The sequence below is a fragment of the Kitasatospora sp. NBC_01539 genome (assembly GCF_045040525.1).
In the GTDB taxonomy this organism is placed as follows: Bacteria; Actinomycetota; Actinomycetes; order Streptomycetales; family Streptomycetaceae; genus Kitasatospora.
This window is the reverse complement of the sequence record NZ_CP109390.1, coordinates 3,306,306-3,322,103: the sequence shown is the minus strand read 5'-3', so window position 1 is coordinate 3,322,103 and position 15,798 is coordinate 3,306,306. Positions and strand designations below refer to the sequence as shown.

General features: G+C 74.0%; 17 protein-coding genes. 14 read left to right on the top strand and 3 right to left on the bottom strand.

Features of this window, described 5'->3' with window-relative positions:
- Window positions 1-33 precede the first annotated feature (33 nt).
- On the top strand, window positions 34-1,176 hold the full coding sequence (locus tag OG335_RS14105) for a D-alanine--D-alanine ligase family protein (protein ID WP_405011450.1): 1,143 nt from the start codon (window positions 34-36) through the stop codon (window positions 1,174-1,176).
- Window positions 1,177-1,241: 65 nt separating this feature from the next.
- On the opposite strand, the gene OG335_RS14100 is transcribed toward OG335_RS14105, so the two are convergent.
- Both OG335_RS14100 and OG335_RS14095 read right to left on the bottom strand, forming a co-directional pair.
- Window positions 1,242-1,742, bottom strand: coding sequence for a DUF3515 domain-containing protein (locus OG335_RS14100; RefSeq protein ID WP_405011449.1), 501 nt, complete (start codon window positions 1,740-1,742; stop codon window positions 1,242-1,244).
- Between the two features lie 20 nt (window positions 1,743-1,762).
- On the bottom strand, window positions 1,763-1,996 hold the full coding sequence (locus OG335_RS14095) for an Lrp/AsnC family transcriptional regulator (protein ID WP_405011448.1): 234 nt from the start codon (window positions 1,994-1,996) through the stop codon (window positions 1,763-1,765).
- A gap of 155 nt (window positions 1,997-2,151) precedes the next feature.
- Here OG335_RS14095 and OG335_RS14090 point away from each other — a divergent pair, with 155 nt between their 5' ends.
- From OG335_RS14090 to thiD, 3 genes are all read left to right on the top strand, one after another.
- Window positions 2,152-3,120, top strand: a complete 969-nt coding sequence (locus tag OG335_RS14090) for a thiamine-phosphate kinase (protein WP_405011447.1) — start codon at window positions 2,152-2,154, stop codon at window positions 3,118-3,120.
- 171 nt (window positions 3,121-3,291) lie between these two features.
- Window positions 3,292-4,317 (top strand): 6-phosphofructokinase, encoded by a 1,026-nt coding sequence (locus tag OG335_RS14085; RefSeq protein ID WP_405011446.1) that lies wholly within the window; start codon window positions 3,292-3,294, stop codon window positions 4,315-4,317.
- Between the two features lie 24 nt (window positions 4,318-4,341).
- A complete protein-coding gene (thiD, locus tag OG335_RS14080; RefSeq protein WP_405011445.1) occupies window positions 4,342-5,178 on the top strand; it encodes a bifunctional hydroxymethylpyrimidine kinase/phosphomethylpyrimidine kinase in 837 nt (278 codons plus the stop codon).
- 191 nt (window positions 5,179-5,369) lie between these two features.
- On the opposite strand, the gene rpmB is transcribed toward thiD, so the two are convergent.
- Window positions 5,370-5,555 carry a 50S ribosomal protein L28 gene (gene rpmB, locus OG335_RS14075; protein ID WP_014138233.1) on the bottom strand — a complete coding sequence of 62 codons (186 nt, stop codon included), beginning with the start codon at window positions 5,553-5,555 and terminating at the stop codon, window positions 5,370-5,372.
- 406 nt (window positions 5,556-5,961) lie between these two features.
- On the opposite strand from rpmB, the gene OG335_RS14070 reads away from it, so the two are divergent.
- The 10 genes from OG335_RS14070 to mutM all read left to right on the top strand — a co-directional run bounded on the left by OG335_RS14070 (window position 5,962) and on the right by mutM (window position 15,790).
- Window positions 5,962-7,644, top strand: a complete 1,683-nt coding sequence (locus OG335_RS14070; protein ID WP_405011444.1) for a DAK2 domain-containing protein — start codon at window positions 5,962-5,964, stop codon at window positions 7,642-7,644.
- 37 nt (window positions 7,645-7,681) lie between these two features.
- Complete coding sequence (gene recG, locus OG335_RS14065) at window positions 7,682-9,883, top strand: ATP-dependent DNA helicase RecG (RefSeq protein WP_405011443.1); 2,202 nt, start codon at window positions 7,682-7,684, stop codon at window positions 9,881-9,883.
- A 116-nt stretch (window positions 9,884-9,999) separates the two neighbouring features.
- Window positions 10,000-10,512, top strand: coding sequence for a hypothetical protein (locus OG335_RS14060; RefSeq protein ID WP_405011442.1), 513 nt, complete (start codon window positions 10,000-10,002; stop codon window positions 10,510-10,512).
- A gap of 121 nt (window positions 10,513-10,633) precedes the next feature.
- A complete protein-coding gene (rsmD, locus tag OG335_RS14055) occupies window positions 10,634-11,218 on the top strand; it encodes a 16S rRNA (guanine(966)-N(2))-methyltransferase RsmD (RefSeq protein ID WP_405011441.1) in 585 nt (194 codons plus the stop codon).
- 30 nt (window positions 11,219-11,248) lie between these two features.
- Window positions 11,249-11,734, top strand: a complete 486-nt coding sequence (coaD, locus tag OG335_RS14050; protein WP_405011440.1) for a pantetheine-phosphate adenylyltransferase — start codon at window positions 11,249-11,251, stop codon at window positions 11,732-11,734.
- A 181-nt stretch (window positions 11,735-11,915) separates the two neighbouring features.
- Window positions 11,916-13,097: an ATP synthase F0 subunit B gene (locus OG335_RS14045; protein WP_405011439.1), complete on the top strand. Its 1,182-nt coding sequence runs from the start codon at window positions 11,916-11,918 to the stop codon at window positions 13,095-13,097.
- Window positions 13,098-13,269: 172 nt separating this feature from the next.
- Entirely contained in the window at window positions 13,270-13,944 is a 675-nt protein-coding gene (locus OG335_RS14040; protein WP_405015395.1) for a YceD family protein, read from the top strand.
- 2 nt (window positions 13,945-13,946) lie between these two features.
- Entirely contained in the window at window positions 13,947-14,120 is a 174-nt protein-coding gene (rpmF, locus tag OG335_RS14035; RefSeq protein WP_030056747.1) for a 50S ribosomal protein L32, read from the top strand.
- A 19-nt stretch (window positions 14,121-14,139) separates the two neighbouring features.
- Window positions 14,140-14,916: a ribonuclease III gene (rnc, locus tag OG335_RS14030; RefSeq protein ID WP_405011438.1), complete on the top strand. Its 777-nt coding sequence runs from the start codon at window positions 14,140-14,142 to the stop codon at window positions 14,914-14,916.
- A 10-nt stretch (window positions 14,917-14,926) separates the two neighbouring features.
- Entirely contained in the window at window positions 14,927-15,790 is an 864-nt protein-coding gene (gene mutM / locus OG335_RS14025; protein WP_405011437.1) for a bifunctional DNA-formamidopyrimidine glycosylase/DNA-(apurinic or apyrimidinic site) lyase, read from the top strand.
- Window positions 15,791-15,798 lie beyond the last annotated feature (8 nt).

Sequence of the window (15,798 nt, the reverse complement as noted above, 5' to 3'; positions counted from 1 at the left end):
CGGCGGCGGTCGCACGGTAGTCTCACAGCCGATATGAGCATCGAACAGACCTCCCTGAACCAGCCCGACAAGCCCCGGGTCGCGATCGTCTTCGGTGGCCGCAGCTCCGAGCACGGCGTCTCGGTCGTCACCGCCGCGAGCGTGCTGCGCGCCATCGATCGCAGCAAGTACGAGGTGCTGCCGATCGGCATCACCCACGAGGGCCGCTGGGCGCTGGTCGGTGACGAGCCGTCCCGGATGGCCATCGCCGACGGGCGGATGCCCGACGTCGCCCAGGTCGCCGAGTCCGTCGAGGGCCAGGTCTCCCTGCCGCTCTCCCCGGGCAGCCGCGAGGTGGTCTGGAGCGAGCCCGGCGAGGCCCCCAAGGCCCTCGGCGACGTCGACGTCGTGCTGCCCCTGCTGCACGGCCCCTGGGGCGAGGACGGCACCCTCCAGGGCCTGCTGGAGCTCTCCGGCGTGCCGTACGTCGGCTCCGGCGTGCTGGCCAGCGCGGTCGGCATGGACAAGGAGTTCACCAAGCGCGTCCTCGACTCGCACGGCATCGGGGTCGGCGACTGGACCGTCGTCCGCCCCCGCGAGTGGGAGAGCGAGGACGGCCGCGCCGCCGCCCGCGAGCGGATCGCCGCGCTCGGCCTGCCGCTCTTCGTGAAGCCCTGCCGGGCCGGGTCGTCCATGGGCATCACCAAGGTCAAGGACCTCGCCGACCTCGACACCGCGATCGAGGAGGCCCGCCGGCACGACCCCAAGGTCATCGTCGAGCGCGGCGTCACCGGCCGCGAGATCGAATGCGCCGTGCTGGAGTTCGAGGACGGCCCGCGCGCCAGCGTGCCCGCCGAGATCCTCGTCGGCGGCGACTTCGAGTTCTACGACTTCGAGGCGAAGTACATCGACTCCTCGGACGTCCGGATCCCCGCGGAGCTCGGCGCGGACGAGACCGCCGAGATCCGCCGCCAGGCTGTCGCCGCGTTCGAGGCGCTCGGCTGCGAGGGCCTCGCCCGGGTCGACTTCTTCCTGCTGGAGGACGGCCGCTGGGTGGTCAACGAGATCAACACCATGCCCGGCTTCACCCCCATCTCGGCCTACCCGAAGATGTGGGAGGCCACCGGCGTGCCCTACCCCGAGCTGATCGACCGCCTGCTGGCCGCCGCGCTGCGCCGCTCCACCGGCCTGCGCTGACGCCCGCCCCCCGCACCATCGGCCCGCGCCCCCGCCCACCGGCGGGGGCGCGGGCCGTTCCGCGGTCAGAGCCCCTCCGGCACCGTCGCCTTCACCGCGTCGGACAGCGCGGGCAGCGGGTCGGCGTAGTTCGGGTAGGCGCCCTCGGGCACCGTCACCTCGACGTAGGCCCTGCGCAGCGTCGTGACGAAGCGGTGGCCGCCCGCACCGTCCGAGGTGAAGCCCCACTGCACGCCGTTGATCTCCGGGGCGTTGGCCAGCGGGTCGTCGTCGAGGTAGTCCGGGCGGGCGATGCCGCAGCGCAGCACCGTCCGCGGCGAGCTCGCCCAGGCGGCCGTGTACGGCGAGGCCGGCGACGGGTCCTGCCGGCGGTGGCCCTGCACGCTCTGCGGCAGGGCGCGGTCGAGCGCGGCGCAGAACGGCGCCGCACCGGCCGACGGCACCGGCGGCGCGACCTCCCCGGAACCCAGGTTGCCGAGCAGCAGCAGGCCGCAGCCCAGCAGCGCCGCGGGCGGTGCGAGCCAGCGGACGGGGGCGGGCAGGGCGGACAGACGCGAGAGGGCCACCCGCCGATGGTAGCCGCGCGCTACAGGCGCACCACCGGACAGGTCAGCGTCCGCGTGATGCCCTCGATCTGCTGCACCTGGGCGACCACGAGCCGGCCCAGGTCGTCGATCGAGTCGGCCTCGGCCCGGACGATCACGTCGTAGGGGCCGGTCACGTCCTCGGCCTGGACCACGCCGTGGATCTTCGCGATGGACTCGGCCACGGAGGTGGCCTTCCCCACTTCGGTCTGGATCAGGATGTACGCCTGTACCACGGGAGACCTCCGGGCGGCTGGGGGTGGGCGGGCCAGCCTGATCACCACGCTACCGCTCACCTCCGCGGGGAGGGGAGACCCGTGCACCGCCGGAGGGCGTACGCTGCGCGCGGGGGCGCGCGAACACCGCTTCATTCGAGTCGAGAGGACGGCAGATGCAGGGGACCGTGGGCGAACTCGGCGAGTTCGGACTCATCAGGGAGCTCACCGCCCGGCTGACACCGACGCCCGCCGTCGTACTCGGCCCCGGGGACGACGCCGCCGTGGTCAAGGCCCCCGACGGGCGCGTCGTGGCGACCACCGACGTCCTCATCGAGGGCCGGCACTTCCGCCGCGACTGGTCCACCGCCTACGACGTCGGCCGCAAGTCCGCCGCGCAGAACCTCGCCGACGTCGCCGCGATGGGGGCCGTGCCGACCGCGATCCTGCTGGGCTTCGTCGCCCCCGCCGACCTCCCCGCCACCTGGGCCACCGAGCTGATGGACGGCCTGCGCGACGAGTGCAAGGTCGCCGGGGCCGCCGTCGTCGGCGGCGACGTGGTGCGCGGCGACGCGGTCACGCTCGCCATCACCGCCCTCGGCGACCTCCAGGGCCGCTCCCCGGTGCTGCGCTCCGGCGCGCAGGTCGGCGACGTCGTGGCGGTCACCGGCTGGCTGGGCTGGTCGGCCGCCGGCCTCACCGTGCTGCAGCGGGGCTTCCGCTCGCCGCGCGCCTTCGTGGAGGCGCACCGGCGGCCCGAGCCGCCGTACCACGCCGGCCCCGCCGCGGCGGACCTCGGCGCGACCGCCATGGTCGACGTCAGCGACGGCCTGGTGGCCGACCTCGGGCACGTGGCCGCCGCCAGCGGCGTCGACATCGACCTGCACGCCGCCGACTTCGACGTGCCCGCGCAGATGGCCGACATCGGGCAGGCGGTCGGCGTCGACCCGCTGCTGTGGGTGCTCTCCGGCGGCGAGGACCACGCGATCGTCGCGACCTTCCCGCGGAGCGTCCAACTCCCGGCCCGCTGGCGGGTGGTCGGTGAGGTGGTGCGCACCGCCCGCCCCGGCCGCGGCGGCCGGGTCACCGTCGACGGCGCCCCGTGGGAGCGGGCCGGCGGCTGGGACCACTTCGCCGAGCAGTGACCGCCGCCCGGCGGGCCGCACCCGGGCGCGCTGGGTCCGGAAGCCCCCGCCGCAGCGCGTAGTCTTGCGCTGGAGCCGGGTGGGTGAGTCCGCCACGCCCGGCCGCCCGGTGCCGACCGGCCCGGACCGTACGGAATTGGGGCCGCCAGCCCCGAGGGAGAGCAGGCCACCATGCGAATCGGCGTCCTCACCAGCGGCGGCGACTGCCCCGGCCTCAACGCGGTGATCAGGTCCGTGGTGCACCGCGGGACCGACGTCCACGGCGACGAGATCGTCGGCATCGAGGACGGCTTCCTCGGCCTCATCGAGGGCCGGGCCCGCCCCATCTCGCACGACGACGTCACCGGCCTGCTCACGCTCGGCGGGACGATCCTCGGCTCGGCCCGCGTCCAGCGCGAGCGGATCGAGCAGGCCGTGCGCGAGTGCCGCCCGCTGGCCGACCGGCTGGGCATCGACGCGCTGATCGCCATCGGCGGCGAGGGCACGCTCACCGCCGCGCGGAAGTTCAGCGACGCCGGCCTGCCCGTGGTGGGTGTGCCCAAGACCATCGACAACGACATCGACGCCACCGACGTCACCTTCGGCTTCGACACCGCCGTGCACGTCGCCACCGAGGCGATCGACCGGCTGAAGACCACCGCCGAGTCGCACCAGCGGGTCATGGTCGTCGAGCTGATGGGCCGGCACACCGGCTGGATCACCCTCACCGCGGGCGTCGCGGGCGGCGCCCACGGCATCCTCATCCCCGAGAAGCCCTTCGACATCGAGGCCGTGGCCCGCATGGTCGAGGACCGCTTCCGCCGCGGCAAGACCTTCGCGATCATCGCGGTCGCCGAGGGCGCCAAGCCGATGCCCGGCACGCTGCGCTTCGACCACGGCGGCGTCGACCAGTTCGGCCACCAGACCTTCGGCGGCATCGGCAACCGGCTCGCGCACGAGCTGGAGGACCTGCTCGGCAAGGAGGCCCGGCCGGTCATCCTCGGCCACACCCAGCGCGGCGGCACGCCCACCGCGCGCGACCGGGTGCTCGCCACCCGCTTCGGCTGGCACGCCGTCGAGGCCGTCCACAAGGGCGCCTTCGGGCACTTCACGGCCCTGCGCGGCACCGAGATCGACCTGGTGCCGATCGCCGACGCCGTCGCCGAGCTGAAGACCGTGCCCGAGGAGCGCTGGCTGGAGTCGGAGGCCGTGCTCTGACCGGCCCCCGGTAGGTTGTCGGTCATGGATCCGACCGCCGCCGCGCCCCACGTCCCGACCTCCGCCGGCTCCGCCGCGCCGCCCCGTGTGCTCACCGTGGCGGGGTCGGACAGCGGCGGCGGGGCCGGCATCCAGGCCGACCTCAAGGCGATGCTCGCCCTCGGCGTGCACGGCATGAGCGTGATCACCGCCGTCACCGCGCAGAACTCGCTGGGCGTGCAGGGCTACTGGGAGCTGCCCGCGGAGGCCGTCCGGGCACAGTTCCGCAGCGTCGTCGACGACATCGGCGTGCAGGCCGTGAAGACCGGCATGCTGGCGTCGATCGAGCTCGTCGAGACCGTCTCCGAGCTGCTCGCCGGCATCGACGCCCCGGTCGTCGTCGACCCGGTCGGCGTCTCCAAGCACGGTGACGCGCTGCTCGCCGCGGAGGCCGTCGCGACCGTCCGCGAACGCCTGCTGCCGGTCGCGACCCTGGCCACTCCCAACCTCCACGAGGTAGCCCAGCTCACCGGCATCACGGTCACCGGCGAGCACGACATGCCCGCCGCCGCCGAGGCCGTGCTCGCGCTCGGCCCGCGCTGGGTGCTCGTCAAGGGCGGACACCTCGAAGGCGAGGCCGCCGACCTGCTGTGCGGCGCGGACGGCGAGCGCCACTGGTACCGCGCGCCCCGCCACGACAACCGGCACACCCACGGCACCGGCTGCACCCTGGCCAGCGCCGTCGCCGCGGAACTCGCCAAGGGCGCGGAGGTGCCCGAGGCCGTCGCGGCGGCGAAGGAGTACGTCACGGGGGCGATCCGGGCCGGGTTCGCCCTGGGAGCCGGCATCGGGCCCGTCGACCACGCGTGGCGCACGCGCTGAGCCGATCCGGCCCGCGGCCCGGTCTCACCGGGCCGGGGCCGCGCCCGTTCCCCGTCGCGGGTCCGTACCGGAGCCCGGGACGATGTCCGTGCCGTCGCCCGGCGCGGTGCCCGTGTCCGGGGCAACGCAGGAAAGCCGACCCACCCGAGGGTGGATCGGCTTACCGGAGGACCGGCGTACCGGTCTGCGCGTCAGCGCGAGACCTTACCGGCCTTGATGCACGAGGTGCAGACGTTGAGCCGCTTCGGCGTCCGCCCAATCACAGCGCGCACCGTCTGAATGTTGGGGTTCCAACGACGGGGGGTACGGCGGTGAGAGTGGGAGATGCTGTTGCCGAAGCCCGGCCCCTTGCCGCAGACGTCGCAGTTGGCAGCCACAGGAGTCACTCCAAGACTTCAGATCAGTTACGTTCGAAAACCCCGGCTGAACCCACCGGCACCACTCACGTGGTGCGAATCGGATCAAGGGGGAGCCCGGGTTGTTCCAGGCAACCGGAAGAGCATACAACGGCTGTTCCCGCCCCAAGAAACTACCACGTCGGAGGGGGTGATCGTCCCTGGCGCCGGGGCCGCCCGGGTGCGTCCCCGGCTGCGGCCTGGGTCCGGCCCGGGGGTCCGGCGGCGGGGACGGCCCCCGGCCCGGGGCACGGCCCGCCCGGGCCCGCTCCCGGCCGCGACGGCCGCGGGCGGCCCCGATAACCTGCCAGCATCGCCCCACCGCCACCGCGTCCGGCCGTCACTCCGCCGGTCCGCGTTCCCGTGGCGTTCACCCGGAGGAGACCTGGTGCTGGACACGCTCGACGCCACGGCCGTCCGCACCTGGTGCCGCCTCGCGCTGACCGCCCTCGGCCAGGCCCGGGAGGAGATCGACGCGCTCAACGTCTACCCCGTGCCCGACGGCGACACCGGCACCAACCTCTACCTGACCGTGGAGGCCGCCACCGAGGCCGTGGAGAGCGCGGACGGCGCCGCCGGGGCGTCCGCCGACGGCGGCGGCCTCGGCCCCGCCACCGCCGCGATGGCCCGCGGCGCCCTGATCGGCGCCCGCGGCAACTCCGGCGTCATCCTCGCCCAGTGGCTGCGCGGCCTCGCCGAGGTGCTCGCCGAGGGCGGCGACGCCGCCACCCTGCGCCGGGCCCTGCCGCGCGCCGCCGAGGCCGCCTACCAGGCCGTCGCGGACCCCGTCGAGGGCACCTTGCTGACCGTCGCGGCCGCCGCCGCCCGGGCCGCCGCCGACCAGGACGGCACCCTCGCCGACACCGCCCGCACCGCGTGCATCGCCGCCCGCACCGCCCTCCTGCACACCCCCGAGCAGCTCGACGTGCTCGCCGAGGCCGGCGTGGTCGACGCCGGCGGCCGCGGCCTCGTCACGGTGCTCGGCGCGCTCGCCGACACCGTGCTCGGCCGCACGCCGATGGGCCCGATGGCCCTGCGGCACGCCGCCGACCTGCCCGCCACGGGCCACCCGGACCACCACGCCGAGCACGTCGGCCACACCGAGCACGCCGGCCACTGCGAGGGCCACGCCCGCCCGGCCGGCCACCCCGCCTTCGAGGTGATCTACCTGCTGGAGGCGCCGGACGAGGCGCTGCCCGCCCTGCGCGACCGGCTCGCCGCCCTCGGCGACTCGCTGGTCGTCGGTGGCGGCGACGGCCTGTGGCGGGTCCACGTGCACGTCGACGACGCGGGCGCGGCCGTCGAGGCCGGCGTCGGGGCGGGCCGCCCCTACCGGATCCGGATCACGCACTTCGCCGAGGCCGCCGCGCGGGCCGGCGAGGCGGGCCGACGTCCGGAGCCGTCCGCGCCCGGCCGCGCGGTGCTCAGCGTCGTCAGCGGCGACGGCCTCGCCGAGCTCTGCGAGCAGGCCGGGTCGGCGGTGCTGCACGCCGACCCGGACCGCCCGCCCGTCAGCGCCGAACTCGCCGACGCCGCGCGCCGCTGCGCCGCCCCCGAGGTCGTCGTGCTGCTCAACGATCCGGAGCTGCGCGCCGCCGCCGGCGCCGCCGCCGACCAGCTGCGCGCGGACGGCCTGCGGATCGCCGTCCTGCCCACCCGCTCGCCGGTGCAGGGCCTGGCCGCGCTCGCCGTCCACGACGCCTCGCGCCGCTTCGACGAGGACGTCGTCGCCATGACCTCCGCCGCCGGAGCCACCCGCTACGCCGAACTCGCGGTCGCCGAGGGGGAGTCCTGGACGATGGCCGGCGTCTGCCAGGCCGGTGAGGTGCTCGGCCTGATCGACGGCGACGTCGTCCTCATCGGGGCCGACCCGGCCGCCGTCGCCGGCACCCTGCTGGAACGCATGCTCGCCTCGGGCGGTGAACTCGTCACCCTCGTCCTCGGCGCGGGCGCCCCCGGCGGCCTGGCCGACGACCTCGTCGCGCACGCCCGGCGCCAGCGCCCGGAGGTCGACACGGTCGTCTACCGCGGCGGGCAGGAGTCCGAGCTCCTGCTCATCGGCGTCGAGTGACCCGTTCTGTCGCCCCCGTGGTGTCCAATAGGGCCTGATGGGCGCTCTCGATGAACCACTGACCAAGCTGGTCGGCGACCGCACCGCGAAGGTGCTCGCCGACTCGCTCAAGCTGCGCACGGTCGGCGACCTGCTGCACCACTACCCGCGCCGGTACGTGGAGCGCGGGCAGCTCACCAGCCTCGACGAGCTGGAGGTCGACGAGCACGTCACCGTGCTGGCCCGGATCGAGAAGGTGACGCTGATCCCCTTCCGCGGGCGCAAGGGCGACCGGCTGGAGGTGATCGTCACCGACGGCCGCAGCCGGCTCACCCTGGTGTTCTTCAACCAGGGCTGGCGCCAGAAGGACCTCCGTCCGGGCGCGCAGGGGCTGTTCGCCGGCAAGGTGGGGCTCTTCAACCGCACCCGGCAGCTCGCCGGTCCGGACTACCAGCTGCTCGACGAGGACGCCGACTCCGGCACCGCGACGGCCTTCGCCGGACGGCTCATCCCCGTCTACCCGGCCAGTGCCCAACTGCCCAGCTGGAAGCTGGTGAAGTGCGTCGAGATGGCGCTCGACGCGCACCTCGGCGACGTCGGCGAGCCGCTGCCCGCCGAACTCCGCGCCGAGCACGACCTCCTGCCGATCGCCGAGGCACTCGAACTCATCCACCGCCCGCGCAGCCAGGCCGACCGCGAACGCGCGCAGAGCCGCCTCCGCTGGGACGAGGCGTTCGTCCTGCAGGTCGCCCTCGCCCGGCGCCGCGCCGCGGACTCCGCGCTGCCCGCCACCGCGCGGCACCGCCGCACCGGCGGCCTGCTCGACGCCTTCGACGCACGGCTGCCCTTCGAGCTGACGGACGGTCAGAAGACCGTCTGCGCCGAGATCTTCGACGACGTCGCGGCCGAGCACCCGATGCACCGGCTGCTCCAGGGCGAGGTCGGCTCCGGCAAGACCCTCGTCGCGCTGCGCGCGATGCTCGCGGTGGTCGACGCCGGCGGCCAGGCCGTGCTGCTCGCCCCCACCGAGGTGCTGGCCCAGCAGCACCACCGCTCGATCGTCGAGATGATGGGCGACCTCGCCGAGGGCGGCATGCTCGGCGGCTCCGACCTCGGCACGAAGGTGGCGCTGCTGACCGGCTCGATGGGGGTGCCCGCCCGCCGCCAGGCCCTCCTCGACATGGCCTGCGGCGACGCCGGGATCGCCATCGGCACCCACGCCCTCATCGAGGACAAGGTGCAGTTCCAGGACCTCGGGCTGGTGGTGGTCGACGAGCAGCACCGCTTCGGCGTGGAGCAGCGCGACGCCCTGCGGGCCAAGGGCGAGCGCCCCCCGCACCTGCTGGTGATGACGGCGACGCCGATCCCGCGGACGGTCGCCATGACGGTCTTCGGCGACCTGGAGACCTCCGTCCTGGACCAGCTGCCGGCCGGCCGCTCGCCCATCTCCACCCATGTCGTGCCCGCACTGGAGAAGCCCAACTTCCTTGCCCGCGCCTGGGAGCGGGTGCGCGAGGAGGTCGGCAAGGGCCACCAGGCGTACGTCGTCTGCCCGCGGATCGGGGACGAGCCGGAGGAGCCGAGGAAGAAGCGGAAGGCCGCCGAGGACGACCTGGAGGACGTGGGCGCGGCGTCCGACGACCGCAGGCCGCCGCTGGCGGTCGTCGAGACGGCGGAGATGCTCGCGAAGGGACCGCTGGCCGGGCTGCGCGTGGAGATCCTGCACGGTCGGCTCACCCCGGAGGCGAAGGACGACGTGATGCGGCGCTTCACGGCGGGCGCGGTCGACGTGCTCGTCGCGACCACGGTGATCGAGGTGGGCGTCAACGTGCCCAACTCCACGGTGATGGTCATCATGGACGCCGACCGCTTCGGCGTCTCGCAGCTGCACCAGCTGCGCGGCCGGGTGGGCCGCGGCAGCGCGGCGGGCCTGTGCCTGCTGGTCAGCGACATGCCCGCGGCGAGCCCGGCGAGGTCCCGGCTCGACGCGGTGGCCGGCACCCTGGACGGCTTCGAGCTCTCCCGGATCGACCTGGAGCAGCGCCGCGAGGGCGACGTGCTCGGCCAGGCGCAGTCCGGCGTGAAGTCCTCGCTGAAGGTGCTGTCCGTGCTGGACGACGAGGACGTCATCGCGACCGCCCGGACGGAGGCCGCCCGGCTGGTCGCCGCCGACCCCGACCTGGCCGACCACCCGGAACTGCGGACCGCCCTGGAGAGCCTGCTCGACGAGGACCGCGCCGAGTACCTCGAAAAGGGCTGACCCGGCGTCACGCAGCCCGCCGCCGGGGCGGATTGTCAGTGCTCGGAGAGAGAATGTAAGTGTTCGGGACGCACCCCCAAGGTGCGTTCCCGGCACGACACTTGGGGGTCCAGCCCATGGCATTCCGTCATCTCAACGAGCTCCCGCTCGGCGACAAGATCTTCCGGATCGAACTCGCCAGCGAGGACGACCGCGAGGTCACCCTCACCCTGGCCGGCTGGCGCGAGGGCGCGTCCGCCACCCCGCTCGCCTCCGGCAAGATCCGTCTGCCGGTGGAGGACGTCGCCAGCCTGCGGATCGCGCTCAACCGCGCGCTGCGGGCGCTGGCGATCGTCGCCGACGTCTCCGAGCCCATCCCCGACCGCGACGTGCTCCGCGAGCTCTACCCCGGACACGGCGCGCCGTGGGTGCCGCAGCACGAGGAGGAGCTGGTCCGCCGGTTCCACGAGGGCGACACCGTCGCCCGGATCGCCGCACGGTACGGCCGCACCCCCGACTCCGTCCGTACCAAGCTGCGCGAGCTGGGCCACGACCCGCGCCGCCCCGAGTACTGCCCGCCCGACGGCTGCCTGTCGTGGTCGCGGTTCGCCTCGCCCGCCCTGCTGGGGGCCACGGCGCCCGCCGAGTGACGCACCGCGCCGCCCGGCGCGCTTGAATGGGGGAGCCCCGCCGGCCTGCCGGCGGGGCTCCCGCCGTGCCGGACGCGCCGCGCCCGGCCCGCCCCAACCACACGTAAGGACCGCACTCCCCATGACCCGCGTCATCGCCGGTGTCGCCGGCGGCCGCCGGCTGGCCGTCCCGCCCGGCCGCTCCACCCGCCCCACCTCGGACAAGGCCCGGGAGGCGATGTTCTCCACCCTGGCGGCGCTGCGCGGCACCGTGCTGGGCGCCAGGATGCTCGACCTGTTCGGCGGTTCCGGGGCGGTCGGCCTGGAGGCCCTCTCCCGCGGCGCCGAGCACGTGCTGCTGGTCGAGGCCGACGCGGTCGCGGCCCGCGTCATCCGCGACAACGTCCGCACCCTGGGCCTGCCGGGCGCCGAGGTGCGGGCGGACCGGGCCGAGCGGGTGGCGGCCGGGCCGGCCCCGCAGACCCCGTACGACCTGGTGTTCCTCGATCCGCCGTACTCCGTGACGGACGGCGAGCTGTGCGAGATGCTGATCACACTCCGTGCCGGGGGCTGGATCGCGGAGGACGCACTCGTCACCGTGGAACGCAGCACGCGCGGCGGTGAGTTCTGCTGGCCGGAGGGCTTCGACGCGCTGCGCTCGCGCCGTTACGGCGAGGGCACGCTCTGGTACGGTCGCGCCGCCGACGAGGCCGATCGACACTCGTAGCACCGGTCACCCCACTAGGGAGCACACGACATGCGCCGCGCCGTCTGTCCGGGATCCTTCGACCCCATCACCAACGGACACCTCGACATCATCGAGCGGGCCTCGAAGCTCTACGACGTCGTCCATGTCGCCGTGCTGGTCAACCAGAACAAGCAGGGCATGTTCACCATCGAGGAGCGCATCGCGCTGATCGAGGAGACCACCGCCAAGCTCGGCAACATCGTGGTCGAGTCGCACACCGGCCTGCTGGTCGACTTCTGCCGCGAGCGCGGCATCCCGGCGATCATCAAGGGCCTGCGGGCGGTCAGCGACTTCGACTACGAGCTGCAGATGGCCCAGATGAACCACGGCCTCACGGGCGTGGAGACGCTCTTCGTGCCGACCTCGCCGACGTACAGCTTCCTCTCCTCGACCCTCGTCAAGGAGGTCGCCTCGCTCGGCGGCGACGTCTCGCACCTGCTGCCCGAGACGGTGCACCGCCGGCTGGTCGACCGGATCGCCGAACGCCGGGGCTGAAACGGACAGTTCTGGCCAACCGTCACAATCCGCCCGCGCCGCCGCGCACCGGTCGTGCCGGACGTTGTGAGCGGCGGCCCCTGTGGTCGTACAGTCTGTAGTCCTGCCCCGCGGCGCCGCCGTGTCGTCGGGGACTGCCTCCGCCACTAGCCAGGCGGCACACGGAAAGACTGAAGCGCCCGTGGACGTGCAGCAGAAACTCGACGAGATCGTCGCGTCGGTCGAGAACGCCCGCGCGATGCCGATGTCGGCCTCGTGCGTGGTCAACCGCGCCGAGCTGGTCTCGATGCTCCGCGACCTGCAGGGCGCCCTGCCCGCCGAGCTCGCCCAGGCCCAGTCGGTCGTCGCCGACCACCAGCAGGTGGTGGCCGACGCGCAGGCCCAGGCCGACGAGATCATCCGCGGTGCGCACGACGAGCGCGGCTCGCTCATCTCCGACACCGAGGTCGTGCTGCGCGCGCAGAACGAGGCCGACCGCATCCTGGCCGAGGCCCGCGCCGAGGTGGAGACCAAGCGCGCCGAGGCCGACGACTACGTCGACTCCAAGCTCGCCAACTTCGAGGTCGTCCTCACCAAGACGCTCGGCGCCGTCGGCCGCGGCCGGCAGAAGCTGCGCGGCGCCGGGGTCTACGAGCCGGACGCGGACGCCGACACCGACGGCGAGGAGTTCCGGCCGCGGGTCAGCCCCAGCCCCGAGGCCGACGAGTACGTCGACGTGAAGCTCGCCACCCTGCAGGCCGTGCTCGGCGCGACCCTGGAGGCGGTCGGCAAGGGGCGCGACAAGCTGCTCGGCAAGGCCCCGATCGACGAGCTCGGCGCCTACCTCGCCGCCGCCGACGAGGCGCAGCAGGCCAAGGACCGCGCGGAGGCGGTCGCCTCCGGCTTCGCCACCGAGGGCGAGGAGCAGCCCTGGTACCGCGAGGAGATCCCGCAGCAGCAGAGCTGGCCCGACCGGACCCCGGCCGCGGCCGGCTGGCAGGCCCCCGGCGAGGATCCGTACGCGGGCCAGGGCGCGCCGCAGTACGCGGACGCCTACAACGGCGGCTACGACCCGGCGGCGGGCGGCCAGGCCGACCCGTACGGCGGCTACGGCTACCAGCAGCCCGCCGCCGCGTACCAGGGGCAGGACGTCTACCCCGCGCAGGAGGCCTACCAGGGCCAGGAGCAGGGGGTCGACCCCTACTACCAGCAGCAGCAACAGGGCTACCAGACCGACGCGTACGGCAACGCCTACGGCTACCCGCAGCAGCCCCAGCAGCAGGTGCCGATGCCGCACCAGCAGCAGCCCGGGCTGGACGAGACGAGCTTCTTCGACACCAGCATGATCGACATGACCAGGCTGCGGGAGCTGGGCGGCCGCTGACGCGGGGGCCGGCCACCGACTTTGGGCCTGGCCGGAGTCTCGGGTAGTCTGACCACTCCGGCCTGTTCGTACCGGCCTCGTCGCGTGCCCGCACACGGGCTGCGCGTCCACCGCAGGACCGTGCACACCGCAGGGCCGTGCACACCGCATGAACGATCCGCGCCGCGCAGGGATGCGCGCCGCCACAGGAAGTCAGGACACCTTGAACCGCCTCGACCACCGCGACCCCCTCGTGTTCGACACGCACGAGCTCGGCCGTCGTCCGGGCTCGATGCGCAAGGTGTCCCGCACCCTGGAGGCGCCCGAGGGCCTCGGCATCGCCGACGTCATCGGTGTGCCGGGGAAGAGCCCGATCACGCTGGAGCTCCGCCTGGAGTCGGTCGTCGAGGGCGTGCTGGTCACCGGCACGGCCGAGACGCACGTCGAGGGCGAGTGCTCGCGCTGCCTGGAGCCGGTGGAGGACGACCTGGAGGTCGACTTCCAGGAGCTCTACTACTACCCGGAGTCCGAAGAGCGCCACCGCGCCCGGACGCCGGTCGCCGACGTCCTCGACGAGGAGTCGGACGAGGAGACTTACCGCCTGGAGGGCGATTTCTTCGACCTCCAGCCGGTGCTGCGTGACGCGGTGGTGCTCGCACTGCCGCTGCAGCCGGTGTGCCAGGACGACTGCCTGGGCCTCTGCTCCGCCTGCGGGGCACGCCTGAGCGACGACCCGGACCACCACCACGAGGCCGCCGACCCCCGGTGGGCGGCTCTGCAGGGACTCTCCGCCGCCCCCGGCGACGAGGGTGACGGAATCAAGAACAGCGACACCCGTGAGGGTCTCGCCGAGAACCAGGAGAAGTAGCCGTGGCTGTTCCGAAGCGGAAGATGTCGCGCAGCAACACGCGCCACCGCCGGTCCAACTGGAAGGCCGTCGTTCCGGCCCTCGTGGCGTGCGACCGCTGCCACGAGCCGAAGCTGGGTCACATCGCGTGCCCGAGCTGCGGCACGTACAACCGTCGCCAGGTCCTCTCGGTCTGATCGGCGGGTGTACGGATCGATGTCGGACGGTAACTCTTCCCGCAGGTCGGCTCCCTCGAACGGGGGCAGGCCCGGCGGGCCGGCTTCGACCGATTACGACGTCCTGGAAGGGCGCCTCGGGTACGTACTCGAGCGCGCCCTTCTGGTGCGTTCCCTGACCCACCGCTCGTACGCGTACGAGAACGGCGGGCTGCCCACCAACGAGCGCCTGGAGTTCCTCGGCGACTCGGTGCTGGGCCTCGTGGTGACCGACACCCTCTACCGCCTCCACCCCGAGGTCGCCGAGGGCACGCTCGCCAAACTCCGGGCCGCGGTGGTCAACTCCCGCGCGCTCGCCGAGGTCGGCCGCACCCTGGAGCTCGGCGCCTTCATCCGTCTCGGCAAGGGCGAGGAGGGCACCGGCGGCCGCGACAAGTCGTCGATCCTCGCCGACACCGTCGAGGCCGTGATCGGCGCCGTCTACCTCGACCGGGGCCTCGACGCCGCCACCGACTTCGTCCACCGGCTGTTCGACCCGCTGATCGAGGAGTCCTCGCAGCTCGGCGCCGGACTGGACTGGAAGACCAGCCTCCAGGAGCTCACCGCCGCCGTCGGCATCGGCGTGCCGGAGTACGTCGTCGCCGAGTCGGGCCCGGACCACCAGAAGAACTTCGACGCCGCCGCCCGCGTCGCCGGTCAGGACTACGGCCACGGAAGCGGACGCTCCAAGAAGGAAGCCGAGCAGAAGGCCGCCGAGAGCGCCTGGCGCGCGATCAAGGCCAAGTACGCCGAGAGCACGCCCGACTCCACCGCCTGAGGCCGCCGCCATGCCCGAGCTCCCCGAGGTCGAGGTCGTCCGCCGCGGGCTCGCCCGCTGGGTGAGCGGCCGGACGGTCGCCGACGTCCAGGTGCTGCACCCGCGTTCCGTCCGCCGGCACCTCGCGGGCGGGCCGGACTTCGCCGACCGCCTCGCCGGCGCCACGCTCGGTGAGGCCCGGCGGCGCGGCAAGTACCTCTGGGTGCCGCTCGACGGCACCGGCCACACCCTGGTCGGCCACCTCGGCATGAGCGGGCAGCTGCTCGTGCAGGACCCGGCCACCCCCGACGAGACCCACCTGCGGGTGCGGTTCCGCTTCACCGACGGCGGGCGCGAACTCCGCTTCGTCGACCAGCGCACCTTCGGCGGCCTCGCCGTCGAGGACGCCGAACCGGGCGACCCGGAGGTCACCCCCCGCTCGCTCGCGCACATCGCCCGCGACCCGCTCGACGAGCGGTTCGACGACGAGGCGTTCCTCACCGCCCTGCGCGCCCGGCGCACCACCGTCAAGCGCGCGCTGCTCGACCAGACCCTGATCAGCGGCGTCGGCAACATCTACGCCGACGAGTCGCTCTGGCGGGCCCGGCTGCACTACGACCGGCCGACCGCCTCGCTGCCCCGCCCCCGGGCCGCCGAACTCCTCGGCCACGCCCGGGACGTCATGAACGCGGCGCTCGCCGTCGGCGGCACCACGTTCGACAGCCTCTACGTCAACGTCAACGGTGAGAGCGGCTACTTCTCCCGCGACCTCGACGCCTACGGCCGCGAGGGCGAGCCCTGCCACCGCTGCGGCACGGCGATGCGGCGCGCCGCCTGGATGAACCGCTCCAGCTACTTCTGCCCCCGCTGCCAGCGGACGCCCCGCGCGGCCTGACCCCGCGG